The sequence below is a fragment of the Microbacterium sp. NPDC056736 genome (genome assembly GCF_042790415.1).
GTDB lineage: Bacteria > Actinomycetota > Actinomycetes > Actinomycetales > Microbacteriaceae > Microbacterium.
The window spans coordinates 374407-397666 of record NZ_JBHTZE010000001.1 but is presented as its reverse complement, the minus strand read 5'-3'; the positions used below and the strand labels follow the sequence as shown (position 1 = coordinate 397666).

Here is a 23260-nt window from a genome sequence, read left to right as displayed (position 1 = left end):
GCGCGACATGGACACCGCCGGCTCTAAGCTGACGGCCCCCGAAAAGAAACCCGCCGCAGACCCCCACATGTGGGCTGGCCCCGACCCGGGGAAGCCCCTCTTCTGTTCGTCCGCCCGGCAGGCGCCGCGACGGGCCGGCGCACGGCCTCCCGACCCGACCGGCCGCCCACCCGGCGCAACGTAGGCTGGAGCGGTGAACTCCCGCGCCCTGCGGGCCGCCGGGCCCGCGATCCTCGTCGTGGCCGCGCTCGCGACCATGGTGTGGGCGCTCGCGCACGGCGGCGGCGCCGCGCCGCTCGCGATCGCGGATCCCGGCCCCGTGGTGCGCTGGAGCCTTCCCACCGCGAAGCTCGTGGTCAACCTCGCCGCGGCGGGCATGGTCGGCGTCCTCGTCACCGCCCTGTTCACGCTGCGAGCCGGCGAACGCGAGTTCGACATCGCCCTGGACACCGCGTCGATCTCGGCGGCCGTCTTCACGATGGCTGCGGGCGCCACCGGCTTCCTCACGTTCGTCGACGCGTTCAACCCCGTGATCAGCATGGGGCCGGAGTTCGGCGCGCTGCTGGGCCGCTTCATCGTCGAGACCGAGGTGGGTCGCACCTGGCTGATCACGACGGTCGCCGGCGCCGCGCTCACGGTCCTCACCTTCGCGGTGCGCTCGTGGACGGCGACGCTCTTCGTCGCGCTGCTGGCCGCGGCATCCCTCGTTCCCATGGGCACGCAGGGCCACTCGGGCGAAGAGGCGTTCCACCATGAGGCCATGACCGCGCTGATCCTCCACATCATCGCGGCCGCGGTGTGGCTGGGCGGCCTGCTGCTCATCGTGGTGGTGCGTCCCCTGCAGTCACGCGACGCCACGGCCGCCACGGTCGCCCGCTACTCGAGCATCGCGCTCGCCGCGTTCGCGGTCGTGGCGTTCTCGGGCACCGTGCGGGCGGCGATCGGGCTGCAGGACTGGTCGGCCCTGCTGTCGCCCTACGGCCTGATCCTCGCGGTGAAGATCGTCGCGCTCATCGGGCTCGGGCTGTTCGGCGCCTGGTATCGCGCGCGACTCGTCGGCAGATTGACGACCGCGGCCGCCTCCCGCGCGTTCTGGAGCCTCGTCGTCTTCGAGCTCGCCCTGATGGGCGTGGCCAGCGGTGCGGCGGCCGCCCTCGCCCGCACGCCCCCGCCGGTCGAGCCCCTGATTCCCTCGACGCCGACCCCGGCCGAGCGGCTCACCGGGGCGCCGCTGCCGCCGGAGCTCACGATCGAGCGCTGGGTCACCGCGTGGAACGTCGACCTGCTGTGGGCCGTCGTGGCGGCCTTCGCGGTCTTCTTCTACCTCGCCGGCGTGTGGCGCCTGCGCCGTCGCGGCGACGCGTGGCCGGTGTACCGCACCGTCCTGTGGGTCGCGGGCATGGCGCTGCTCGTGTGGGTGACCGGCGGTGTGATCAACGTCTACCAGGACTACCTGTTCAGCATGCACATGATCGGCCACATGCTGCTGACCATGGCGATCCCGCTGCTGCTGGTCGCGGGGGCTCCGGTCACCCTCGCTGCGCGGGCGATCCGCAAGCGCGACGACGGCACCCGCGGCGGCCGGGAGTGGATCCTCTGGGCCGTGCACTCCCCGGTCGCCCGCGTGCTGACCCACCCGTTCGTCGCGGCCGGGCTCTTCGTCGGCTCGCTGTGGGTGTTCTACTACACCGATCTGTTCCGCTGGTCGCTCTACGACCACCTCGGGCACGAGTGGATGGTCGCCCACTTCCTCATCACCGGCTACCTCTTCGTGCTCTCGCTCATCGGCATCGACCCGGTGCCCTACCGGCTCCCCTATCCCGGGCGTCTCCTGCTGCTCATCGGCGTCATGGCGATGCACGCCTTCTTCGGCATCGCGATCATGATGCAGGAGGGCCTCATGGTGGCCGAGTGGTTCGGATCCATGGGGCGCACGTGGGGCGCGACTCCGCTGGAGGACCAGTACACCGGCGGCGGTGTGGCGTGGTCGATCGGCGAGATCCCGACGCTCATCCTCGCGATCACGGTGGCGATCCAGTGGAGCCGGAGCGATGCGCGCGAGACGAAGCGACGCGACCGGCACGCCGACCGCACCGGCGACGCCGAGCTGGAGGCGTACAACGCCCGGCTGGCGGAGCTCGCCGAGAAGGACGCGAAGGCCGGCTCCGGCCGCTGAGACGGTCGCACGCCGCTGGTCAGGGCGCAGGCGGGCGTCCGAGGTCGCCCGCGCCGGGATCCGTGCCGGGCGAGGGACGGGGCGCCTCGTCCGGGTTCGTGCCGGCGATGTCGGTGCGCAGGGTGCCCGTCAGCGCGTCGACCGCGGCGCCGACGGTGGGTGCGAAGCGGTCGGGGGTGAACCGGCCGGTGAGGCCGAACCGGGCGAGCGTGTCGACGACGGGCGATTTCATCTCCGCGATCACGAGGCGGATGCCGCGCACCTGCAGGTACTGGTCGAGCTCGACGAGCTCGTCGGCGGCGGAGGTGTCGATGTCGGTGATCGGCTCGGCGGCGAGGATCACGGTGTGCACGTCGTCGCCGGCGGCACGGACGCGCGCGCGCACCCAGTCGTCGAAGACGCCGCCGTTCGCGAAGAAGAGGGGCGCGTCGAAGCGGACGATGACCACGCCGGGGATGCGCTTCGCATCGGGGTTGCGCGAGAGGTCGTGGTAGCCGCGCAGCCCTTCCACCAGGCCGAGCTCGGCCTTGTACGGACGCCATGACCGGTTGACGAAGGCGACGAACGACAGGCCGATCGCGATGACGATGCCCTCGAGCACGCCGAAGACGAGCACGCCGAGGAACGCGGCGGCGGACAGGACCGCGTCGACGGCGTGGATGCGGACGAGCCGGGTGAAGCCCCGCAGGTCGATGAGGCCGATGGCCGCGCTCGTGACGACGGCGGCCAGCGTCGCCGACGGGAGGTGGTCGGTGAGGCCCGGCAGCACGAGGATGAAGACGATCAGGAGCACCGCGCCCACGACGCCGGTGAGCTGCGTGCGGGCACCGGACTGCTCGGCCACCGGTGTGCGCGACGACGAGCCGGAGACGGGGAAGCCGCCGAAGAGGCCTCCGGCGATGTTCGCGATCCCGACCCCGGCCATCTCCTGGCTGCCGTCGACGTCTTCGCCGCGGCGTGCGGCGAACGTCCGCGAGAGGACCGCCGTGTCGGTGAAAGCGACGAGGGCGATGCCCGCCGCCGGGAGGACGAGCGCCAGGACGTCGCTCCACTGCAGGCCGCCGAGGGCGGGAGCCGGGAGTCCCTGAGGGAGCGCGCCGACGACGGCGAGCCGATCGGACAGGCCGAAGATCGCCGTGAGCGCCGTCGCGACCACGACGACGACGAGGACGCCCGGTATGCGGACCCGGCGCAGCGGCTTGAGGATGAGGATCACCGCGATGGAGCCCACGCCGAAGGCGACGGCGAGCGGGTCCACCATCCCGCCGGCGACGCCCTGCCCGATGGCGACGACACGCTGCCAGAGCGAATCGGCGTCGATCGAGAACCCCAGCAGCGTCGGCAGCTGGGAGACGATCACGATGACGGCGATCGCGTTGAGGTAGCCGACGCGGATGGGCTTGGACAGCAGGTCGGTCACCACGCCCAGGCGGAGGATGCCGCCGAGCAGCAGGAGCACGCCGACCATGATCGCCAGCAGCCCGGCCAGGGCGACCGCCCGCGGCTCGTCGCCGAGCGCGAGAGGCAGGATCGCCGCGGCGATGATCGGTGCGAGTGCCGAGTCCGGGCCGAGCACCAGCACGCGCGACGGGCCGAAGAGGGCATAGGCCAGCAGCGGCACGATGGTGGCGTACAGCCCTGTCTCGGGGGGCAGCCCGGCGACGACGGCGTAGCCCATCCCGGCCGGGATGAGAAGAGCCGTCAGGACCAGGCCGGACCGGATGTCCGGCCACAGCCACCGCCGCTCGTACGCGCGGGCGGTCGCCACGCCCGGGACCCAGCGGGCGATCCTGTCGACTGCGCTCATCGTCGGCTCCTCGGCACCATCTTGGCCGACGGGAGCGCGATCAGGTGGTGTCGGGACCCGTCACGACGATCGCCACGTTGCCGTCGGGCCGCACGGTGATCTCGCCCTTGACGATGAAGGGGACGTCCTCGCTCATCTGGCGGACCTTGCCGTCGAAGAGCGAGCGGATGTCGACGTGGATGTGCGCCACCGCCTCGGCGGGCAGGATCGACCAGCCGGCGCCGTTCGGCTCGACTTCGACGGTGGGCTGCTGCACGATCGACCACTCCGGGAGCGACGCGATCCTGTCCTGCACGAAGTAGCCGAACGGGCACGCGGTGGGCTGCAGCACCTCCTGCGTCGCGCAGCCGGTGAGGAACTCCTCGACCTTCTCCTGGACCACTCGCACGAACTCCTCGGTGGGCTGCGCCTGCACGTTCACCGGGATGGCCTGGAACGGGCTGTCGGACAGCACCGCGACGCCGGGGGTGCTCGAGATCGCCGTGTCGACGGACACGGAGTACAGGCCGGGTGAGAAGACCAGCAGCGAGACGGGCGCCGCGGGGTCGGCATCCGCCCCCTCCGGCGAGACCTGGCGCTTGTCGATCTCGAAGCCGTTGACGTCGAAGGCCATGGAGCCGGTCACCGCCAGGTTCATCACCGCGAGCGGGCTCTCGGCGAATCGCCACGTCGGCGCCAGGCCGATCGACCCGTCCCGCTCGACCGAGAACGTGGTGCGTCCTTCGTATCCCCGCGCCTGGTACGAGACCGTCACGTGCGTGACGTCGCCGTCCTGCTCCTCGGACACCACGCGCACATCGTCGATGGGGGCGAGGGCGTCGCTGCGCAGCAGAGCGTCGGAGGCGGTGGGCGGAAGCCCCGCCGCCTCGAGCTCGGCCGAGCTCACCCGGACACCCGGGACCGCGAGGGCGTCGGCGGCGCGTCCCTGCTCGAGCAGGCGCACGTAGCCCTCCACGAACGCCACGGGGCTGTAGAAGTGCCGCTCCACCGCGCCCCAGGCCGCGAACAGCGCTGCGACGAGGAGCAGGCCGACGAGGCCGAGAAGGCTGAGGTCCAGAGCGAGGTTCGAGCGGCGGCGCTTGTGAGGCGGCCGGATGAGCGTCGCCGTCGGGGCCGTGCCCGCGGGGGCGGTGCGGCCCGCGGAATCGACCGATGGCGCGCTCGCGCGACCGGCTGCCGTGTCCACCGCCCCTTGGTCCACGGCAACAGTCTAGAAACCCCTGACCGGGAGGCCCCTGTGCGTCTGTCGCCCGAGTCACTCCATGACGTCGTCGCGCACGGCGCTGGCGCCGGCGAGCTGGCCCGAGGCGATCGCGGCAGCCAGGGACACCATCGGCCCGGGCACCGTCGCGAGGTGCGCCATGTCACCGCCGGCGTACACCCCCGGCATCGTGGTGCGGCCGAGCGGGTCGACCTCCACCCCGCCCCCGGGCAGGTCCGCGCAGCCGAGCTGGGCGGCGAAGGGCGCCCGCTGGCTCGCCGTCGCGGCGGTGAACACACCGGCCACCCGCTCGACGCGCCCGTCGGCGTACGTCAGCTCCAGCCCGCCGCCGACCTCCGTGACCTCGGCCAGGTCGGCCGGGCGCACGATGAGCGCCCACGCCACGACGGGGCGCAGCATCCGCTCGATCATGAGCCCGTGGTCGCCCTCGATGAGGATCGCGACGCGCTCGCCGGCGAACTCGTGGCCGTGGCAGAAGGGGCACTGCGCGACCCGCCTCCCCCACTGCTGCGCGAGGCCGGGCACCGCCGGCAGCTCGTCGCGCATGCCCGTCGCCAGCACCAGGCGGCGGGCGTGCTCGGTGCCCTCGGCGGTCGACACGGCGAAGTCCCCGAGCGCGCCGGAGGCCGCGGCGACCGTCGTCGTGCGCACCTCGACGGTCGGGTAGGCCGCCAGCTCCTCACGCGCCAGGCGGCGCAGCTCGGCGGGGCTGCGGCCGTCGTTGGTGATGAGGTTGTGCGCGTGGTCCACGGTCGCATTGCGGTACTCGCCGGAATCGAGCAGCAGCACGTCGCGGTGCATGCGGCCGATGGTGAGCGCGGCCTGGAGGCCGGCCGGGCCGCCGCCGATCACGATGACGTCGTACATGGGGTGATCCTCTCGTCGGGTTGCGTCGGGATCGATCCTGTGACTTCATGTCGACATGAAGTCAAGTCTGTCCATCGGCGAGGCGGCGGCCCGGTTCTCGCTGCCCACACACGTCCTGCGGCACTGGGAGGGCATGGGACTGCTCCGGCCGGCGCGGGACGGCGCGGACCGCCGGCGGTTCGGCGACGACGACCTCGTGCGGATCGGCGTCATCGTCCGCAGCCGGAACGCCGGCATGAGCCTCGAGCAGATCGGCGTGCTGCTGGACGAGCAGGCACCGGAGCGCCATCGAGTCCTCGAGGAGCATCTCGCGGACCTCGACCGCCGCATGGCCGACATGGAGCGGTCGCGGCGGATGACCGAGCACGCGCTGAACTGCCGGTCGCACGACATCACGACGTGCCCGCGGTTCCGGGCGATCATGGACGAGGTGGTGGCGGGAACGGGCGTCTGGCGGGAGGCGGAGTCCGCTGTGGACGGCCGCGGGTCGTCCACCGATCCGGCGCCGGGGCGCCGGAAGGCGGTGTCGGCTCGTTAGCATGAATCGGTGAACACGCCGCCCCTCTCCGCCGAGCAGGAGGCGCTGTTCCGTCTCATCGAGGACACACGCGAGCACGTGTTCGTGACCGGACGCGCCGGCACCGGCAAGTCCACGCTGCTGCAGCACCTCGCCTGGAACACCGGCAAGCAGATCGCGGTGTGCGCGCCGACCGGCGTGGCGGCCCTGAACGTCGACGGCCAGACGATCCACTCGCTCTTCAAGCTGCCGCTCGGCATCATCGGCGCGCACGACGAGGACCAGTCCGACGCGACGCGCAAGCTGCTCAACGCGATCGACACGCTCGTCATCGACGAGATCTCGATGGTCAACGCCGACCTCATGGACGCGATCGACCGGTCGCTGCGCAAGGCGCGGGGCCGCCGGGCGGAGCCCTTCGGCGGCACGCAGATCGTCATGTTCGGCGACCCGTACCAGCTGGCGCCCGTGCCGCCCCGCGGCGACGAGCTGCGCTACGTGCGCGACCACTACCGCTCGTTCTGGTTCTTCGACGCCAAGGTGTGGGTCGGCGAGGCCGCGAGCGACGGCATCCTCGAAATCGGCTCGTACGGCGCCGGGCTGAACGTCCGCGAGCTGATCGACATCCACCGCCAGAGCGACCCCGCATTCAAGGCGATGCTCAACGCCGTCCGGTACGGCCGGGTGACGGCCGACATCGCCCAGGTCCTCAACGACACCGGTGCGCGCACTCCCCCGGATCCGCGCGACGGCGAGCACCCGATCATCACGCTCGCCACGCGCAACGACATCGTCAACAACATCAACCGCCGTCATCTGACCGAGCTCATCGGGCGCGAGCAGACGGCGATGGCGGAGGTCAGCGGCGACTTCGGACGGGGGGATGCCGCGTACCCGGCCGACCTCGAGCTCAAGCTCAAGGTCGGGGCCCAGGTGATGTTCCTGCGCAACGACACGCAGTCCTTCGGCGAGCCGCCGCGCTGGGTCAACGGCACCATCGGCACCGTCACGCGCATCGCCGGCGAGACGGTTCGCGTCGACGTCGAGGGCGAGGAGTTCGACGTCGAGCCCTCGGTGTGGGAGAAGTACCGTTACTCGTACGATCCGGGGTCGAAGCAGCTGACCCGCGACATCGTCGCCGAGTTCACCCAGTTCCCGCTGCGCCTGGCGTGGGCGGTCACCATCCACAAGTCGCAGGGCAAGACCTACGACCGGGCGATCATCGACCTCGGCTCGGGCGCGTTCGCTCCCGGGCAGACGTACGTCGCCCTGTCGAGGCTGACCTCGCTGGACGGACTGTACCTGTCGCGGCCGCTGCGCCCGAGCGACATCCGCGTCGACCCCGACGTGCAGCGGTTCATGGCCTCGGCCGTGCGCGGCATGCCGGTGACCTGAGCCTGCCGGCGGCCGGCGGCCGGCGGCCGGCTCAGGCGACCTGGGAGGCCTTGGCGGCGGCGAGGTCCTCGAACAGCTCGGTGTTGAAGCGATAGGCCAGCAGCACCTCGTCGATGACGCGCTCCTGCTCGGCGGCGTCCCACGGGGCGGCGTCGAGCTGCTCGCGGTAGACGTCCTTGAACGCCTTGGGGTCGGCGATGTCGTCGAAGAGGTAGAAGCCGATGCCGTTGGTCTCGAAGCCGAAGCGGCGCGACATCAGGCGGCCGATGAACTGCCCGCCCGACAGATCGCCGAGATATCGCGTGTAGTGGTGGGCGACGAAGCCCCCCGGCCACGTGGCGCCGACCTGGTCGATCCGCTCGACGTAGCGCCGGGTCGTCGGCAGCGGCTCGATGCGCTCGCGCCAGTCCGGCCCGATGAGGAACCCGAGGTCGGCCTCGAGCGCCGGCAGGCGCGTGAGCTTGTCGGTGATGAACACCGAGGCGATCGGATCGTGGCGCATGCGGCTCGCGGCGCGCTCGAGGGCCTCGTAGATGAACCAGTGCTGGACGACCAGCGCGATGTAGTCGTCGCGCGTGCCCTCCCCCGTCATGAGGTCGGACATGAAGCCGGCCGTCTCGCTCGACGAGTGCGCGCGACTCGAGCGCTCGCGGAGTGCGGCGGAGAACGGGATCGGGTCGCTCATACCTTCATGGTAACTGAAGATAAGGCGAACCTAACATGAATTTCTACGCGTGCGGTCGGGGCGCCATCCCGAGCCGGCGGCAGGCCTCGTCGTACAGCGCCACGATCTCGCGCCGCACCTCGGGGCGCTCTGTGATGGGTCCTCCCGGCCACGGCACGGCGACCTCGATCACCGACCCGTCGGTGAGGGTGGCCTCCCAGATCCCCCCCTCGCCGTCGAAGCCCGTCATCCGCGACGATGCGATCGTGTCCGGGCCTGTCGCGGCCTGCGGGGCGAACGCGCGGGCGATGAGGAGGTTGTCGCCGGCGTGGTCGCCGTTCATGTGGCCGAGCACGCCCGTCAGGGCGGCATCGTCGAACCGATGGGTCATGCTCATACCATACGGATCGGGGTGCGACGACACCGGCTGTCGTGTGTTTGAATTCATGCACGATCATCGGGGGGTGAGCATGCGGACCCGCTCCAGAAGTCGCCGCGCCATCGCGGTCATCGGCGGCGCGCTGATGTCAGCCCTCGTGCTGGCCGGCTGCTCGTTCGGCGGCGAGGTCGAGGCCGACGACGCCCCGGTGCAGTCGACCGCCTCCTTCTCGGACGAGACCGTGCAGCAGATGACGGATGCCGTCACCCACGCCATGACGACCACCGGGTCCTCGGGCGCGATCGTGGGCGTCTGGGCGCCCTGGAGCGGGAGCTGGGTCACCGGTGTCGGCGCCCAGCGGCCGGACGGCGGCGGCGAGGTGACGGCCGACCAGGTGTTCCGCGCAGGCAAGGTCACCCGGGCGATGACCTGCGACGTGCTGTACGAGGTCGCCGCGGAGGGCATCGTCAAGCTCGGCGACAGCGTCGCGGACTACGTCTCGGGTGTCCCGGACCTCGCCGACGTCAGCCTCTCCGAGCTCTGCGACGGCACGTCGGGCATCGGCTCGTACGGCACGCAGCTGTATCCGCTGTGGCTGTCCAACCCCGAGCGCAGGTGGGATCCCCGCTATCTCGCGAGCTTCGGCCTCGGCCAGCCCCGCACGACGGAGCCCGGCGTCGCTTACCGCGACTCCGACGCGGGCTATGTGCTGCTGGGCCTCGCCCTGGAGCGCGCCACGGGAGCAACGGCCGCCGACCTGATCGAGCGGTACGTCGCCGGCCCGCTCGCCCTGGAGGCGACCGCGCTGGGCCCGCTGCCCGACTCCGGAGTGCTCCAGGGCGGCCAGGCGGTGAACAACGCCGAGGGTGTGCTGGACTGCGCGGCGCCGGTCGACCTCACCGGCGTCTCGGCGACCACCGGCTTCACCGACGGCGGCGTGGTCACCGACATCGAGGACCTCGGACGGTACGTCCAGGCGCTGGCGACCGGTCGACTGGTCGAGGACGACGACCGCTTCGGCAATCCCGTGCCGGTCGCGCCCGACGCGCCGACGTGGCTCAACGCCGACGGCGGCGCGATCATCGCCGGCTCGCTCGTCGGCCAGTACGGCAAGGTGCCCGGATACCTCACCGCCGCGTTCGCCGACCCGGCCACTGGGCTGACGGTCGCGGTCGTGCTGAACAGCTCCACGGCGTCGGCGGCGATCGGCGAGTACCTCGCGTGGGAGCTCGCGGCCATCGCATCCAAGACCCCCGCCGCCGACGGTGAGACGGCCCCCGACGCGGGTCTGCCCTGGACCCCTGAGCAGTATCACGAGGCGATCGCCGCCGCGGCGGTGTGCGCACCGCCGGCGGCGTAGTGCCGAGCTCCGGCCACTCGGAAGCCCCGGCACGGGCGAGCGGCTCCGGCTCGACGCCGGCGGTCCTCCTGGTGGTCGCGGGACTCGCCTGTCAGGAGGTCGGCGCTTCGCTCGCAGTCCTGCTCTTCCCTCAGGTCGGGCCCCTCGGCATGGTCATGCTGCGGCTGGTGTTCTCGGCGGCGATCCTGCTGCTCATCGCCCGTCCGCGGCTCCGCGGGCACTCGCGCCCGGACTGGACGGCGGTCGCGCTCTTCGGCCTCGTGCTGGCGCTGATGAATGCGCTCTTCTACCTCGCGCTCGAGCGGCTGCCGCTCGGGGTCACGGTCACGATAGAGGTGCTCGGGCCCCTCGTGCTCTCGATCGTCGCGAGCCGGAGGGCCTCGGCCTGGCTGTGGGCGCTCCTCGCGCTGGCGGGCGTCATCGCGCTCGGCGGGGGCGGATGGGATCGCCTGGATCCGCTCGGCGTGCTGTTCGCGCTCGGCGCCGCGGCGAGCTGGGCGTTCTACATCCTCGCCTCGGCCCGCGTCGGCAGGGCGTTCCCGAGGCTCGACGGGCTGGCGCTCGCGATGGCCGTGGGCGCGATCGTCTCGCTGCCGTTCGGCATCGCGGATGCCGGACCCGCACTGCTGCGGCTCGACCTGGTCGCCCTCGGCGCGGCCGTCGCCGTGCTGTCGTCGACGATCCCGTACGCCTTCGAGCTGATCGCGCTGCGGCGGCTTCCGGCCGCCGTGTTCGCGATCCTGATGAGCCTCGCTCCCGCAACCGCGGCGCTGGCCGGCTTCATATTCCTCGGACAACATATGACGGTGCTCGAGGTGCTCGGCATCGGACTCGTCATCGCCGCGAGCATGGGCGCGGTGCGATCCTCGGCCCGCGCGGCGAAGGAGGCAGCCGAGCCCGTCGCCTGACGGCCCGGACGGCGCGTGCGGACGCCCGGGCGGGCTGCGGCGCGGCGCTGGCTACGATCGGGTCATGGTGAAGACGAGATGGGCAGTGCTCGGCCCCGGCGCGATCAGCAGGGACTTCGTCGTGGGGCTGCGCGCGTCCGAGCGCGGAGTGCTGCACGCGGTGGGCAGCTCGTCGGCGGACAGGGCGGCGGGATTCGCCGCGGAGCACGGCGCGACGGCATCCGGGACCTACGACGAGATCCTCGCCCGCGATGACGTCGACGCGGTCTACGTCGGCACCGTCCACACCACCCACGCCGACCTCGCCGTCCGCGCGCTGGAGGCCGGCAAGGCCGTGCTGTGCGAGAAGCCCGCGAGCCCGACGCTCGACGAGGTGGAGCGGATCCTCGACACCGCGCAACGCGTGCAGCGTCCGTTCCTCGAGGCGTTCAAGACGCGGTTCGGCCCGTTCGCCGAGGCGCTGCGCGAACTCGCCCGTGGTGGCGAGCTCGGCGAGCTGCAGCGCGTTCAGGGCGCGTTCGGCTTCGACGCCGGCACCCGCGAGGGACGCCTGTTCGACCCTGCGCTGGCGGGAGGGGCCATCCTCGACGTCGGGTGCTATCCGCTGGCGCTCGCGATCGACCTGGCTGCGGCATCCGGCCGGCCGATCGACCCGGAGTATGGCCGGTTCGAGGCCCGGGTGGTCGGCGGCGTCGACGGCACCGCCTCGGCGGAACTGCGCTTCGGCGACCTGACGGCCGCGATCGCGACCTCGGTGATCGAGGACTTGTCCGACACCGCCGTGCTCACCTTCGCCGAGGCGGAGGTCGTGCTGCCCAACGCGTGGGGGAGCCGCACCGCGAGCCCCGATGCGCTGCTCATCCGGCGCGACGGCGACGAGCGGGTGGTCGAGCTCCCCGTGGTGCAGCCGATGGCGGCCGAGGCCGACGCGCTCTCGCGGGTCCTCCAGGACGGGCGTCTCGAGGTGCCAGAGATGCCCTGGTCGCACACGCGTGCGGCCGCCCGCGTGCTGACGGACTGGCGCGCGGCCGCGCTCGCCGGCTGAGCGACCCGCCGGGGTTCGCACCCGGCAACCGGGTCACGTCCAGGTGTGCACGGGCTCGTTGGCGTGCATCGCTTCGCGGTACTCGCGCAGCGTGGCGCGGAGGGCGTCGTACCGCTCCATGCCGGCTCGTTCATGCACCCTGTTCACGAACCAGGTGGCCCCGGTGACGCCGGTGATGCAGCGCCCCTCGATGACACCCAGGAGGCGATCGCGGACGGATGCCTCCACCCCCCACGCCTCGAGTCCCTGGTGGGCCAGCGGCAGCAGCCGTCGCAGCACCAGCTCGGTGGCGGGCACCTGCCCGACGCCCGGCCAGTAGAGCTGCGCGTCGATGCCGTCTCGGGCGGCGGTGTGGAAGTTCTCCTCGGCCGTGCTGAACGACAGCTGCGACCACAGCGGCCGGTCGTTCTCGGCGATCGCGCGGACGAGACCGAAGTAGAACGCGGCGTTGGCGACCATGTCGACCACGGTCGGGCCGGCCGCGAGCAGGCGGTTCTCGACGCGCAGGTGCGGCACGCCGGCCGAGATGTCGTAGACCGGGCGGTTCCATCGGTAGATCGTGCCGTTGTGGAGGCGGAGCTCGTCCAGTCCGGGGATGCCGCCGGCGTCGAGCACCGCCATGGGATCCTCGTCGTGCACGATCGGAAGGAGCGGCGGGAAGTACCGCACGTTCTCCTCGAAGAGGTCGAAGACGGACGTGATCCAGCGGTCGCCGAACCACACCCGCGGCCGCACGCCCTGCGCCTTGAGCTCCTCGCTGCGGGTGTCGGTGGCCTGCTCGAACAGCGGGATCCGCGTCTCGCGCCACAGCTCACGGCCGAGCAGGTACGGGGAGTTCGCCGAGACCGCCAGCTGCACGCCCGCGATCGCCTGCGAGGCGTTCCAGTACGCCGCGAACGACTCCGGTGAGGTCTGCACGTGCAGCTGCATGCTGGTGCACGCCGCCTCCGGGACGATCGAGTCCGCCGTGGCGTCCAGTCGCTCGGGACCCGCGATCGAGATCGAGATGTCCTCGCCGCGGGCGTCGAGGATCTGCTCGCTCAGCAGGCGGTAGCGGGGGTTCGCGCTGATGCTCGCCGGCCGCAGGTGCTCCTCGGCGAGAGTGGGGAGGATGCCGATCATGACGAGGTGCGCGCCCACCGTCGACGATCTCGCCTCGGCGTTGTTGAGGCTGCGGCGCAGGCCCTCCTCGAACGTGCGCAGGCCGTCCAGCCGCAGCCGGGCGGGCGGCACGTTGATCTCGACGTTGAACTGCCCGAGCTCGGTCTGGAACGCGGCATCCGCGATCGCGTCCAGCGCCTCGGCGTTGCGCAGGGCGGGGTCGCCGGCGTCGTCGACGAGGTTGAGCTCGACCTCCAGGCCGGTCATGGGGTCGTCGGTGTCGAAGTGCGCCTCGCGCAGCATGCGTGCGAACACGTCCAGGTTGCGCCGGACCTTCTCGCGGTGACGCGTGCGATCGGCGCGGGTGAACTCCTGTGCCTGGACGTCCTCCCCCATGGCGGCACTCTAGCGACCGCCTCCGCAGGCGGCCAGCGAACCGCCGCGGCGCCGTGGACTGCTACGCGCCCCGCGGCGGCGCCGTCGAGTCGCGCACGTTGAGCGTCGGGTTCAGCACCACGCGGTGCACGGGGCGGGTGGGATCGTCCAGGCGGCGCGCGAGCAGCTCCACGGCCGCGGCTCCGACGGCGGCCCGCGGCGGGCTGACCGCGGTGAGCGCCGGGGTGAAGAGCTCGGCCACCTCGTCGTCGTAGGCGACGATCGAGAGGTCCCCGGGCACGGAGATGCCGCGGTTGAGCGCCAGGTCGACGAAGGCCATCGCCTCGGGGTCGGAGTGCACGAGGATCGCCGTGACCGAGTTCGACAGCGCGGCGTCCAGCGTCGCGTCGACCACCGCGGAGAAGTCCGGGCTGGTGCGCGGCGGGAGGCTGGTCTCGAAGTGGTCCGAGGGCGTCAGCCCCAGCTCGAGGCAGGCCGCCTGCCACCCGGCCGCGATCTTGCGCGACGTGGGGGAGTCCCGCGCGATGATGAGCCCCACCTTGCGGTGCCCCAGCGCGGCGAGGTGACGCGCGGCCAGCACGGCGCCCAGCGCGTGGTCGGTCGTGACGTTCTCGACCGGGCTGCGGTCGGGCAGCAGCACCGCGTCGCGCTCGACGAGCACGTTCGGCACGCCGCAGCCGGCGAGCCACTGCACGACGTCCTGCGCGTGGGGGGTGTCGGTGTTGGGGGCGACGACGAGCCCGCGCACCCCCTCGGTGTGGACGAGGCGCTCGAGCACCGGACGCTCGTCCTGCAGCTCGTACGACGCGCCGCGCAGCACGACCCGGAAGCCGTGGCGCGTCGCCTCGGTCTCGGCGCCGCGCACGACGCTGGGCCAGTAGAAGCTCAGCGACGGCACGAGCATCGCGATGGAACCCGTGCGGGACGGGGCGGCCGAGGGGGCGGCATCCGCGTCGTCGAAGCCGCCGGCCGACGGAACCGCACCGCCGTGCACGCGGACGAGCAGGCCCTCGCGCTCCATCTGGGCCAGGTCCCGGCGCAGCGTCACCGGCGCGACGCCGAGATCGTCCATCAGCTGCGCGACCCGCACGGCGCCGTCCCGCTCGAGCATCGCCAGCACGTGGGCGCGCCGCTCGGCGGCCAGCAGCGCCGGTGTCTGGTCGGTCATCGGGCGTCCTCCGCGTTCGTCAGGTCCAGTTCTACCGTGACCGCGATGCCATCACGCGTCGTCACGTCGAGATCGAGGCGGGTCAGTGCCGCGCCCCACACGTCCGCGAGCATCGGGTCGTCGAGGGCCCGCACGACGAGATCGGCCTCGATCCCCTCGGGCCACGAGATGCGCACCGGCGTCGCTGGGCCGACGGGGGTGACGATGACGGATGCCGCCTCCCGGCGCACCTCGCCGGCCAGCAGCATCCGCACCGAGGTCCGCGGGCTCCCGGGCTCGTGCGCGGGGGCAGGCGTCCAGCGGTCCCCGACGACGACGCGCCGCGACGATCGCTCGAGCCGCACCGACCGCCGCCACGGGCCCGTCGCACCGGCGTAGGCGCCCGACAGCTCGAGCGAGAGCGACGACGCGTCCTCCTCGGCCGACGCCGCCACGGCAGCCGCCGCGAACCGCGGACCGGGGCTCTGCTCGTGCCCGGCGATCACGGGCACGTTGTGCCAGCCGCTCTGCATGGTCCAGATGTCGTAGCGACCCTCGCCGAAGGTCTGCAGGGTGTACGTGGGCCGGCCGGCGTCGACGATGACGGGGACGCCGTCGGAGGCGACCACGTACGACCCGACGTCGTTGTGGTTGTGGTGCTCGCCGTTGTGGCCGCCCTTGACCGCGACCGTCAGGCCCCGCGCCGTGCCGCCATGCTCACGGGCGAGCATCACCTCGGTGGAGGGGAGCCACACGTCGCGGGGGAGCGGCGACGCCGCGCGGTCGGCGCCCACCCACTCCGGGTCGGTGATGCCCCGCAGCAGGCGTCCGAAGCCCTCGTGCTCGGTCGCGGCGGGCATGCCGGCGATGCGGTGCGAGGCGGCGTGGGCCGCGGCATCCGCGTCTCCGGCGCTGCGTGCCGCGCGATGCAGGGCGTGCCACGGCTGTGCGGCCGGCGGACGGGCCTGGCCGTCCGCGACGTTGAGGTACCAGTCGCCGCCGAGATGCATGCGGTGCGGGAAGGCGACGGTCTCGCGCAGCGCCGGGATGCCCGAGGCGTCGAGCACGCCGCCGGTGGCGTGGCGCACGATGTCGAGCGCCTCGAGGGCGCGGCAGGCGCCGTTCCACCAGTAGGCGTAGCCCTCGTCGATGGCGCCGTCGGCGGGGAGCGCCGAGACGTACCGGTCGATGCCCTCGATCGCGAGGCCGACGATGCGTGCGCGCTCGTCGGCCTCGGCCGGGTCGTCGAGCAGCCGGAGGGCCGCGGTCAGGACGTTGCCGTGGATCCACGGGTTCCAGTTGTGGACGTCGCCGTCCAGGCCGATCCAGTGCCAGTCGCGGCGAAGGGTGAACGGCTCGAACACCCGCACGCGGGCTTCGCGGCGGATGCGGGAGCGGATGCCGGGGTACCGGGCTTCGAGCCGTTCTCCGAGGAGGTGGTCGATCCAGGTCAGAAGCGCGACGGCTTCGCCGGCGCCGAGGTCGAGGTACGGGGACTCCACCGTAGGCAGCACCGATCCGCGCTCGCGGAAGGCGTCGTCGTGGGCCGGCCAGCACCACGAGCTCTGCTCGCAGATGAGCCACACGCCGTCGAGGACCTCGGCGAGCCATCCGGGACCGAGGACGGGGTCGTCGGCGTGGTGCGCGGCGGCGATCGCGGCGCGGGCGACGCGGCGCTGGCGCTCGAAGACGATGCGCTCCCATCCCTCACGGTCGCCGTCGTCATGGAGCCGGGCGGCGTCGGTGGCGAGCGGCACCGGCCACGGCGCGGTGCCGTCCGCCGCGGCGCGTTCGAGCATGTCGGCGACGCCCGAGGGGTCGGCGCTGCCGCGTGCCCCCCACACGCCCCGGTCTTCCGAGGACGCGACGGGGAGCGCCCGTCCGGGTGCGACGAGGAGACCCGCCAGCGCTGCGGCGAAGCCGGCCGAGCCGGCGCCCGCCTGCCGGTGGTAGGCGTCAGCCAGCACTCCCTCGAAGGGCACGGTCGCCGTGGCCAAGGGTCCTCCTCGTTGATTTCCAGCCGGGGAACGACGCCATCGGCGGCGCCGGCGATCGCTTTAAACGATCAGAAACGATCATAACAAGCCGAAACCAGTCTTGCAATGAACGAAAACGGTTGATACGCTCCCGAACGTTCGCTTTCCGCTGGCCCGAACCAGCGGCGAGAAGACGGCATCGAGGGAGATCCCGAGTGACAGTCCAGCAGCACGAGACAGCGCGCCGCACCGCACCGCTCGCCGGCGCGCGCGTCGACTGGACCCGCGACGAGTGGCTCGCCTACGCCGACCGCCTGCTCGACACCGCCCGCTCGTTCGCGTCGCCCGGCGCCGGGCGCATCCACTTCCCGGGCGCCGAGGGCGGCTACGGGCACGCCGTCGACGGGCTCGAGGGCTTCGCGCGCACCTTCCTGCTCGCCGGCTTCCGCATCGCCGGCGCCCGCGGCGAGGGCACCGAGGAGCTCGCCGAGTTCTACCGCCGCGGCATCGTGACGGGCGTTGACCCGCAGGCCGAGGACCGCTGGGTGCGTCTGGAGGAGCACGCCCAGGCGAAGGTCGAGGCGGCGTCCCTGGCGCTGGTGCTCGACATGACCCGCCCGTGGATCTGGGACCGCCTGGACGAGCTGACGCAGCAGCGCGTCATCGACTACCTTTCTCCGGTCGTCGGCGATGCGGGCTACCCGAAGACGAACTGGCTCTGGTTCCGCGTCGTGGTGCAGACGTTCCTGCGCTCCGTCGGCGGGCCCTGGTCGGCCGACGACATCGCCGACGATCTCGCCCTGCATGACGCGCTCGTGCGTGAGGACGGCTGGATCTCGGACGGGTTCGAGCGCTCGTACGACCACTACGTCGGCTGGGCCCTCCACACCTACCCGGTGCTGTGGTCGCGCATGCAGGGCGCCGACACGCTCGCCGCCGGCCGCACCGCCGCCGACATCGCGCGGCTCGACCGCTTCCTCCAGGACGCCGTGTGCCTGGTCGGCGCCGACGGCTCGCCGCTCGTGCAGGGCCGCAGCCTCATCTACCGCTTCGCGGCCGCCGCGCCGTTCTGGGTCGGCGCGCTCGCCGAGGTCCCCTCCGTGCCGCTCGGGCAGCTGCGCCGCGCGGCGAACGCCGTGGTCGCTCACTTCCATGACGCCGGCGTCCCGGCGCAGGACGGCGTCCTCACCATGGGCTGGCACCACGAGTGGCGCCAGCTCGCGCAGTCCTACTCGGGTCCCGGCTCCCCGTACTGGGCTGTGAAGGGACTCCTCGGCATCGCGCTTCCCGCCGACCACCCCGTGTGGGCGGCCGAGACCGAGCCGCTGCCCATCGAGTCGGGCGACGAGCTGCGCACCGTGCGGCCGGCAGGCTGGGTCGTCTCGGGCACGCGGGCCGACGGCATCGTACGCATCGTGAACCACGGCACCGACCACGCCGCCGAGGGCGCCCTCGTCGGCGACTCGCCCCTCTACGCCCGCATCGGCTACTCGACCGCCGCCGGCCCGCTCGCGGACGAGCGGGCGTGGGAGGAGCCTCTCGAGCAGTCCGTCGCCCTCGTCGACGCGGCCGGACGCGCCACCCACCGATCCGCCATGGAGCTCATCGACGTCCGCGTCCAGGACGACGAGGGGGGCCGGATCGGCATCGCCGCGTCCGTCTCGCGCGCCCACTGGATCGCGCCGCGCCCCTCCGCCCACCGTCACGGCTCGGGCATCGACGGCGAGATCGAGGTCGCGGGCACCGTCGAGGTGCACTCGCTCGTGCGCGGTCCGTGGGAGGTGCGCCTCGCCCGTGTCGACGCGCTCGAATCCGGCGTGACCGCCGCGTCGCTCCGCCTCCGCGTGGGCGGCTGGGCCGTCGCGGCCGAGTCGGTCGATCAGGAGACGACGGATGCCGCAGCCTCGGTCGTGTCGGACACGCCGCGCGTACCGGCCCCTGGCACGGGCCCGCGGGCGTCGGCTCCTGCCGCACGGCTGCGCAGCAGCATCCGTCGCCTGCTCGGTGAAGGCGAGACGGCGATCGAGATCCGCCACGACGCCAGTCCGCTCGGACCCGTCGCCGGCGTGCCGGTCGTGTCGTACCCGGTCGAGGTGGGGCAGTGGGTCGCGACGCTCGTCGAGCTCACCACCGCAGACCTCGCGTCGCCCGTCGGCGCGGCCGTCGCCGTCGACGCGCACGGCTCCCCGACCACCGTCACGGTCAGCTGGCCGGACGGGACCGCGACCACGAGTCGCCTCGCACACCCCGGATCCCCCGCGAACCGGTAACCCGACGGGCCCGAGGGCGGGTCCGCAATCACAAAGGAGTACCCCCAGAATGAAGCGCTCATACGCTGCCGCGGCCGGCGTCGCCGTGGTCGCAACGCTCGCTCTCGCCGGCTGCAGTGGCGGCGGCGACGAGGCCGCCGCGCCCGAGGAATCGGGCCCGATCACCCTCTCGCTCTCGGGCTGGAGCCTCGACACGACGCCGGAGTTCCAGGCGCTCGCCGATGCGTTCCACGAGGAGAACCCCGACATCACCGTCGAGGTCAAGGGCTACGACGCGGCCGAGTACAACACGCTGCTCACCGCCGACCTCGCCGCCGGCGCGGGCCCCGACATCATCACGCAGAAGGAGGTCAAGTTCGTCCCGACGTTCGTCGAGGGCGGCCAGCTCCTCGACGTGTCGGACGTCGAGCTGCCCGACGGCATCAGCGGCGCGGCCTCGTACGAGGTCGACGGCACCGCCTACGCCGTGCCCTACCGCAACGACTCGTGGGTGCTGTACTACAACAAGGCGCTGTTCGACGAGGCGGGCGTCGAGTACCCCGACGGATCGTGGACGTGGGACGACTACGCCGACGCCGCCGCCGAGCTGAACAGCGGCCTCGCCGGTGCCGGCAGCGCCGCCAAGGCCGCCTACCTGCACAACTGGCAGTCGACCGTCCAGGGCTTCGCGAACGCGCAGTCCGACGGTGACATCCTCGAGGGCGACTACGGCTACATGGCGCCCTTCTACGAGAACGTCCTCGCGCTGCAGGACGCCGGCGACCAGGTCGACTTCAACACCGCGAAGGCGAACCAGCTCACCTACCAGGGCGAGTTCGGCAAGCAGAACGCCGCGATGCTGCCCATGGGCACCTGGTTCGTGGCCACACTCATCGCCCAGCAGGCCTCGGGCGACGCGGACGACTTCGAGTGGGGCATCGCGCCTATCCCGCAGGCCGACTCCGAGACCGCGGGCCTGGACAACACCCCGGTGACCTTCGGCGACCCGACCGGCTTCGGCATCAACGCCGCGATCGACGAGGGCAAGGTCGCCGCCGCGAAGAAGTTCCTCGCGTTCGCCGCCGGTGAGGAAGGCGCTCAGATCCTCGCCGAGATCGGCATCACGCCGGCGCTGCTGACCGACGCGGTCGTCGAGACGTACTTCTCGGTCGACGGCGCCCCCACCGACGACCTGTCGGCCTTCGCCTACTCGACCCACGAGGTGCACCCCGAGAACCCGACGTCGAACAAGGCTGCGGCGATCCAGGGCATCCTCGGCGACATGCACACCGCGATCATGTCGGGCTCGGCATCGGTGTCGGACGCGATCGCCGAGGCGGAGGACCGCGTCGCCAACGAGGTCGGCCTCGACTGATCCTCTCGGTGACCGGCCCGCGCTGCGGGCGGGCCGGTCACCATCCCCCCGCTTCACCCATCCATCCCCTGGAGGTCCGCCATGGCGACCATCACCGCCACCGAGGCCGGCACCGCGCCGCCGCCCGTGCGCCGACGGCGCTCGAAGCTGCGGCTGCGCAACACCCTCATCGGATGGAGCTTCATCCTTCCGAACTTCCTCGGCTTCGGTCTGCTCACGCTCATCCCGATCGTCGTGCTCTTCTACATGTCGTTCACGAACTGGAACGTCTTCGGCACGGCGAACTGGGTGGGCCTGGACAACTTCGAGCGGCTGCTGGGCGACGGCAGCTTCCGCATCTCGGTCCTCAACACCCTGTACTACTCCGCGCTGCACATCCCGCTGACGATCGCCGTCTCGCTGGGTCTGGCGCTGCTGCTGAACAACAAGCTCCGCGGCGTCGCGTTCTTCCGCACCGCCGCCTTCTTCCCCTACATCACCTCGATCGTCGCGATCGCCGTGGTGTGGAACCTGCTCTTCAGCCCCGAGTACGGCCCGATCAACGAGTTCCTCCGGTTCATCGGCATCCAGAACCCGCCCGGATGGCTCACCTCGCCCGAGTGGGCGATGCCGGCCGTGGTGATCGTCGGCACGTGGCGCGACATGGGCTACTACATGATCCTGTTCCTCGCGGGCCTGCAGACGGTGCCCCGTGAGCTGCACGAAGCCGCCCGCGTCGACGGGGCGAGTGTCTGGCAGCGGTTCGTCAACGTGACGCTGCCGTGCCTGCGCCCCACCATGTTCTTCGTCACCGTGATGCTGACGATCAACTCGTTCAAGATCTTCGACCTGATCCTCGTCATGACCGACGGCGGCCCGGGTCAGTCCACCCTCGTGATGTCGCAGTTCATCTACCGCAAGGGCTTCGAAGAGAGCCAGTTCGGGTACGCCTCGGCGGCCGCGGTGGCGCTGTTCTTCATGTGCATCATCGTCACGATCGTGCAGTTCCTCTGGAACAAGAAGCGGAGCAGCTGATGGCCGAGCAGATCGAGAAGGACGCCGAGCTCCTGGTCGCCGACTACACGGCGCCGTCCGAGGCGCGCCGCGGCCTGCGCAAGCTCGCCGAGGAGCCGCCCATGCAGGCGCCGACGTCCCGCGAGAAGATGACCCCCGGGCGGCGCGCCGCGCGGATCGCCATGTACGTCGCACTGGTCGTCTTCGCGATCGGGCTGCTGACGCCGTTCGCGTGGATGGTGCTGAGCTCGTTCAAGTCGGCCAACGAGGTCTTCTCGGTGCCGGTGAAGTGGCTCCCCGAGACCTTCGTGTGGCAGAACTATCTCGACATCTGGACCGAGTCGAACATGCTCGTCTGGATCCGCAACACGCTGTTCCTCGCGGTGGTCGTCACGTTCCTGCAGGTGCTCACCGGATCGTTCGCCGCGTACGGCTTCGCGCGCATGAGGTTCCGCGGCCGCGACGTGCTGTTCCTGCTGTACGTCGGCACCATCGCCGTGCCGTGGCAGTCGTACATGATCCCGCAGTTCATCCTGCTGTCGAATTTCAAGGTGTCCAACACGCTGTGGGCGATCATCCTGCTGCAGGCGTTCGGCGCGTTCGGCGTGTTCCTGATGAAGCAGTTCTACGAGACCATCCCCGAGGAGCTCTCCGAGGCGGCGCGCATCGACGGACTCAGCGAATACGCGATCTGGCGCAAGATCATGCTGCCGCTGTCGATCCCGGCCCTGGCCTCGCTGACGCTGCTCACCTTCGTCAACACGTGGAACGACTACCTCGGGCCGCTCATCTACCTGCGCAACCCCGACCTGTGGACGATCCAGCTGGGCCTGAAGAGCTTCGTCTCCAACCTCTACGACACCAACTACGCGCTGCTGTTCGCGGGGCTGACGATCTCGGTCATCCCGATCGCGATCATCTTCCTGCTCGGCCAGAAGTACTTCGTCGAGGGCATCGCGACGAGCGGTCTGAAGGGCTGAGCGCATGAAGAAGCTCAACGGCCTGGTGTCGCACGAGATGTGGGCGTCCCTCATCGGGATCATCTACCTCGCGCTCGTGGTCAACCTGCTGCTGGTGATCGCGTGCCTGCCGCTGGTCGCGGTGCTCGCCACCACCGATCCGCTGCACTCCTGGCCGCTGGTGGCCGCCGCGGCGCCGCTCGCGGCACCGGGCGTGGCCGCGGCGTTCCGGGCCTTCCGCGAGCACGGCGCAGGTGGGCTCGGCCCGATCCGCGCGTTCGCCGCCGGGCTGCGCGACACGTGGCGCCGGGCGCTCCTGATCGGTGCGGCGGTCACCGCGGCGGTCGTGGTGCTCCTCGTGGATGTGCGGATGCTGTCGAACACGGCGGTCGCGGTGGTCACGGTGCCGCTGCTGGCGGTGCTCGTGCTCGTGGCGGTCGCGGTGGGGCTGGTGGCGCTGGTCGCGCTCGCCGAGGCGCCGGCCGCCCGGATGCGGGACGTGCTGCGCGCGAGTCTCTACCTGAGCCTCAAGCGCTGGTACCTCACCGCCGCGTCACTGCTCGCACTCGTGGCGCAGGCCGCCGTGTTCGCCACCGCGCCCGCGCTCGGCCTCGGGCTCACCGCCTCCGCCGCCCTGTACTTCGCGTGGACCAACTCCCGCTTCACGCTCCGCCCCGTGCTCGACCTCGACGAGAAGGCGGCCGCGCAAGCCTGAGCCCGCGGC

19 protein-coding genes are annotated in these 23260 nt (G+C 71.8%); 11 read left to right on the top strand and 8 right to left on the bottom strand.

The features are described from left to right. Positions 1 to 193: 193 nt before the first annotated feature. Positions 194 to 2176 carry a cytochrome c oxidase assembly protein gene (locus tag ACFRAL_RS01815; protein WP_378879112.1) on the top strand — a complete coding sequence of 661 codons (1983 nt, stop codon included), beginning with the start codon at positions 194 to 196 and terminating at the stop codon, positions 2174 to 2176. Between the two features lie 19 nt (positions 2177 to 2195). Here ACFRAL_RS01815 and ACFRAL_RS01810 read toward each other — a convergent pair whose 3' ends face one another. The 3 genes from ACFRAL_RS01810 to ACFRAL_RS01800 form a co-directional block, all read right to left on the bottom strand. After that, a complete protein-coding gene (locus ACFRAL_RS01810; protein ID WP_378879109.1) occupies positions 2196 to 3983 on the bottom strand; it encodes a SulP family inorganic anion transporter in 1788 nt (595 codons plus the stop codon). A 40-nt stretch (positions 3984 to 4023) separates the two neighbouring features. Continuing rightward, positions 4024 to 5079: a hypothetical protein gene (locus ACFRAL_RS01805; protein WP_378880211.1), complete on the bottom strand. Its 1056-nt coding sequence runs from the start codon at positions 5077 to 5079 to the stop codon at positions 4024 to 4026. A 159-nt stretch (positions 5080 to 5238) separates the two neighbouring features. Continuing rightward, complete coding sequence (locus tag ACFRAL_RS01800; protein WP_378879106.1) at positions 5239 to 6072, bottom strand: NAD(P)/FAD-dependent oxidoreductase; 834 nt, start codon at positions 6070 to 6072, stop codon at positions 5239 to 5241. Between the two features lie 55 nt (positions 6073 to 6127). Between ACFRAL_RS01800 and ACFRAL_RS01795 the strand changes: the two genes are divergently transcribed. Together ACFRAL_RS01795 and ACFRAL_RS01790 are read left to right on the top strand one after the other, a co-directional pair. After that, the gene (locus ACFRAL_RS01795) at positions 6128 to 6610 is read left to right on the top strand and encodes a MerR family transcriptional regulator (protein ID WP_378879103.1); all 483 of its coding nucleotides are present in this window, start codon (positions 6128 to 6130) and stop codon (positions 6608 to 6610) included. Positions 6611 to 6619: 9 nt separating this feature from the next. After that, entirely contained in the window at positions 6620 to 7984 is a 1365-nt protein-coding gene (locus ACFRAL_RS01790; RefSeq protein WP_378879101.1) for an ATP-dependent RecD-like DNA helicase, read from the top strand. Positions 7985 to 8015: 31 nt separating this feature from the next. On the opposite strand, the gene ACFRAL_RS01785 is transcribed toward ACFRAL_RS01790, so the two are convergent. Together ACFRAL_RS01785 and ACFRAL_RS01780 are read right to left on the bottom strand one after the other, a co-directional pair. Beyond that, positions 8016 to 8669: a heme oxygenase (biliverdin-producing) gene (locus ACFRAL_RS01785; protein WP_378879098.1), complete on the bottom strand. Its 654-nt coding sequence runs from the start codon at positions 8667 to 8669 to the stop codon at positions 8016 to 8018. A gap of 43 nt (positions 8670 to 8712) precedes the next feature. Then, positions 8713 to 9039: a DUF2470 domain-containing protein gene (locus ACFRAL_RS01780; RefSeq protein WP_378879096.1), complete on the bottom strand. Its 327-nt coding sequence runs from the start codon at positions 9037 to 9039 to the stop codon at positions 8713 to 8715. A gap of 79 nt (positions 9040 to 9118) precedes the next feature. Between ACFRAL_RS01780 and ACFRAL_RS01775 the strand changes: the two genes are divergently transcribed. The 3 genes from ACFRAL_RS01775 (at position 9119) to ACFRAL_RS01765 (ending at position 12340) form a co-directional block, all read left to right on the top strand. Further along, a complete protein-coding gene (locus ACFRAL_RS01775; RefSeq protein WP_378880208.1) occupies positions 9119 to 10387 on the top strand; it encodes a serine hydrolase domain-containing protein in 1269 nt (422 codons plus the stop codon). Next, the gene (locus ACFRAL_RS01770) at positions 10387 to 11295 is read left to right on the top strand and encodes a DMT family transporter (protein WP_378879094.1); all 909 of its coding nucleotides are present in this window, start codon (positions 10387 to 10389) and stop codon (positions 11293 to 11295) included. The genes ACFRAL_RS01775 and ACFRAL_RS01770 overlap by 1 nt, the downstream gene beginning before the upstream one ends. Positions 11296 to 11359: 64 nt before the next feature. After that, positions 11360 to 12340, top strand: a complete 981-nt coding sequence (locus tag ACFRAL_RS01765) for a Gfo/Idh/MocA family protein (protein WP_378879092.1) — start codon at positions 11360 to 11362, stop codon at positions 12338 to 12340. Positions 12341 to 12373: 33 nt separating this feature from the next. On the opposite strand, the gene ACFRAL_RS01760 is transcribed toward ACFRAL_RS01765, so the two are convergent. The 3 genes from ACFRAL_RS01760 to ACFRAL_RS01750 form a co-directional block, all read right to left on the bottom strand. Continuing rightward, a complete protein-coding gene (locus tag ACFRAL_RS01760; protein ID WP_378879089.1) occupies positions 12374 to 13837 on the bottom strand; it encodes a glutamate-cysteine ligase family protein in 1464 nt (487 codons plus the stop codon). A 61-nt stretch (positions 13838 to 13898) separates the two neighbouring features. Further along, on the bottom strand, positions 13899 to 15005 hold the full coding sequence (locus tag ACFRAL_RS01755; RefSeq protein ID WP_336394116.1) for a substrate-binding domain-containing protein: 1107 nt from the start codon (positions 15003 to 15005) through the stop codon (positions 13899 to 13901). Then, positions 15002 to 16981, bottom strand: a complete 1980-nt coding sequence (locus tag ACFRAL_RS01750) for a heparinase II/III family protein (RefSeq protein ID WP_378879086.1) — start codon at positions 16979 to 16981, stop codon at positions 15002 to 15004. Before ACFRAL_RS01750 ends, ACFRAL_RS01755 begins: the two co-directional genes overlap by 4 nt. A 194-nt stretch (positions 16982 to 17175) precedes the next feature. Between ACFRAL_RS01750 and ACFRAL_RS01745 the strand changes: the two genes are divergently transcribed. From ACFRAL_RS01745 to ACFRAL_RS01725, 5 genes are all read left to right on the top strand, one after another. Further along, positions 17176 to 19230 (top strand): DUF2264 domain-containing protein, encoded by a 2055-nt coding sequence (locus ACFRAL_RS01745; RefSeq protein ID WP_378879083.1) that lies wholly within the window; start codon positions 17176 to 17178, stop codon positions 19228 to 19230. 49 nt (positions 19231 to 19279) lie between these two features. Next, complete coding sequence (locus tag ACFRAL_RS01740; RefSeq protein ID WP_378879080.1) at positions 19280 to 20584, top strand: ABC transporter substrate-binding protein; 1305 nt, start codon at positions 19280 to 19282, stop codon at positions 20582 to 20584. 81 nt (positions 20585 to 20665) lie between these two features. Then, positions 20666 to 21598: a carbohydrate ABC transporter permease gene (locus ACFRAL_RS01735; RefSeq protein WP_378879076.1), complete on the top strand. Its 933-nt coding sequence runs from the start codon at positions 20666 to 20668 to the stop codon at positions 21596 to 21598. After that, positions 21598 to 22557, top strand: a complete 960-nt coding sequence (locus ACFRAL_RS01730) for a carbohydrate ABC transporter permease (protein WP_378879073.1) — start codon at positions 21598 to 21600, stop codon at positions 22555 to 22557. Before ACFRAL_RS01735 ends, ACFRAL_RS01730 begins: the two co-directional genes overlap by 1 nt. 4 nt (positions 22558 to 22561) lie before the next feature. Continuing rightward, positions 22562 to 23251 (top strand): ferredoxin-NADPH reductase, encoded by a 690-nt coding sequence (locus ACFRAL_RS01725; RefSeq protein ID WP_336394122.1) that lies wholly within the window; start codon positions 22562 to 22564, stop codon positions 23249 to 23251. Positions 23252 to 23260: the final 9 nt, after the last annotated feature.

What these genes read in the sequence shown, in the direction of transcription:
- ACFRAL_RS01810 (WP_378879109.1), bottom strand. Translation starts at nt 3,983, where the DNA reads ATGAGCGCAGTCGACAGGATCGCCCGCTGGGTCCCGGGCGTGGCGACC.
- ACFRAL_RS01800 (WP_378879106.1), bottom strand. Translation starts at nt 6,072, where the DNA reads ATGTACGACGTCATCGTGATCGGCGGCGGCCCGGCCGGCCTCCAGGCC.
- ACFRAL_RS01795 (WP_378879103.1), top strand. Translation starts at nt 6,128, where the DNA reads ATGAAGTCAAGTCTGTCCATCGGCGAGGCGGCGGCCCGGTTCTCGCTG.
- ACFRAL_RS01785 (WP_378879098.1), bottom strand. Translation starts at nt 8,669, where the DNA reads ATGAGCGACCCGATCCCGTTCTCCGCCGCACTCCGCGAGCGCTCGAGT.
- ACFRAL_RS01780 (WP_378879096.1), bottom strand. Translation starts at nt 9,039, where the DNA reads ATGACCCATCGGTTCGACGATGCCGCCCTGACGGGCGTGCTCGGCCAC.
- ACFRAL_RS01775 (WP_378880208.1), top strand. Translation starts at nt 9,119, where the DNA reads ATGCGGACCCGCTCCAGAAGTCGCCGCGCCATCGCGGTCATCGGCGGC.
- ACFRAL_RS01765 (WP_378879092.1), top strand. Translation starts at nt 11,360, where the DNA reads ATGGTGAAGACGAGATGGGCAGTGCTCGGCCCCGGCGCGATCAGCAGG.
- ACFRAL_RS01760 (WP_378879089.1), bottom strand. Translation starts at nt 13,837, where the DNA reads ATGGGGGAGGACGTCCAGGCACAGGAGTTCACCCGCGCCGATCGCACG.
- ACFRAL_RS01755 (WP_336394116.1), bottom strand. Translation starts at nt 15,005, where the DNA reads ATGACCGACCAGACACCGGCGCTGCTGGCCGCCGAGCGGCGCGCCCAC.
- ACFRAL_RS01740 (WP_378879080.1), top strand. Translation starts at nt 19,280, where the DNA reads ATGAAGCGCTCATACGCTGCCGCGGCCGGCGTCGCCGTGGTCGCAACG.
- ACFRAL_RS01735 (WP_378879076.1), top strand. Translation starts at nt 20,666, where the DNA reads ATGGCGACCATCACCGCCACCGAGGCCGGCACCGCGCCGCCGCCCGTG.
- ACFRAL_RS01730 (WP_378879073.1), top strand. Translation starts at nt 21,598, where the DNA reads ATGGCCGAGCAGATCGAGAAGGACGCCGAGCTCCTGGTCGCCGACTAC.
- ACFRAL_RS01725 (WP_336394122.1), top strand. Translation starts at nt 22,562, where the DNA reads ATGAAGAAGCTCAACGGCCTGGTGTCGCACGAGATGTGGGCGTCCCTC.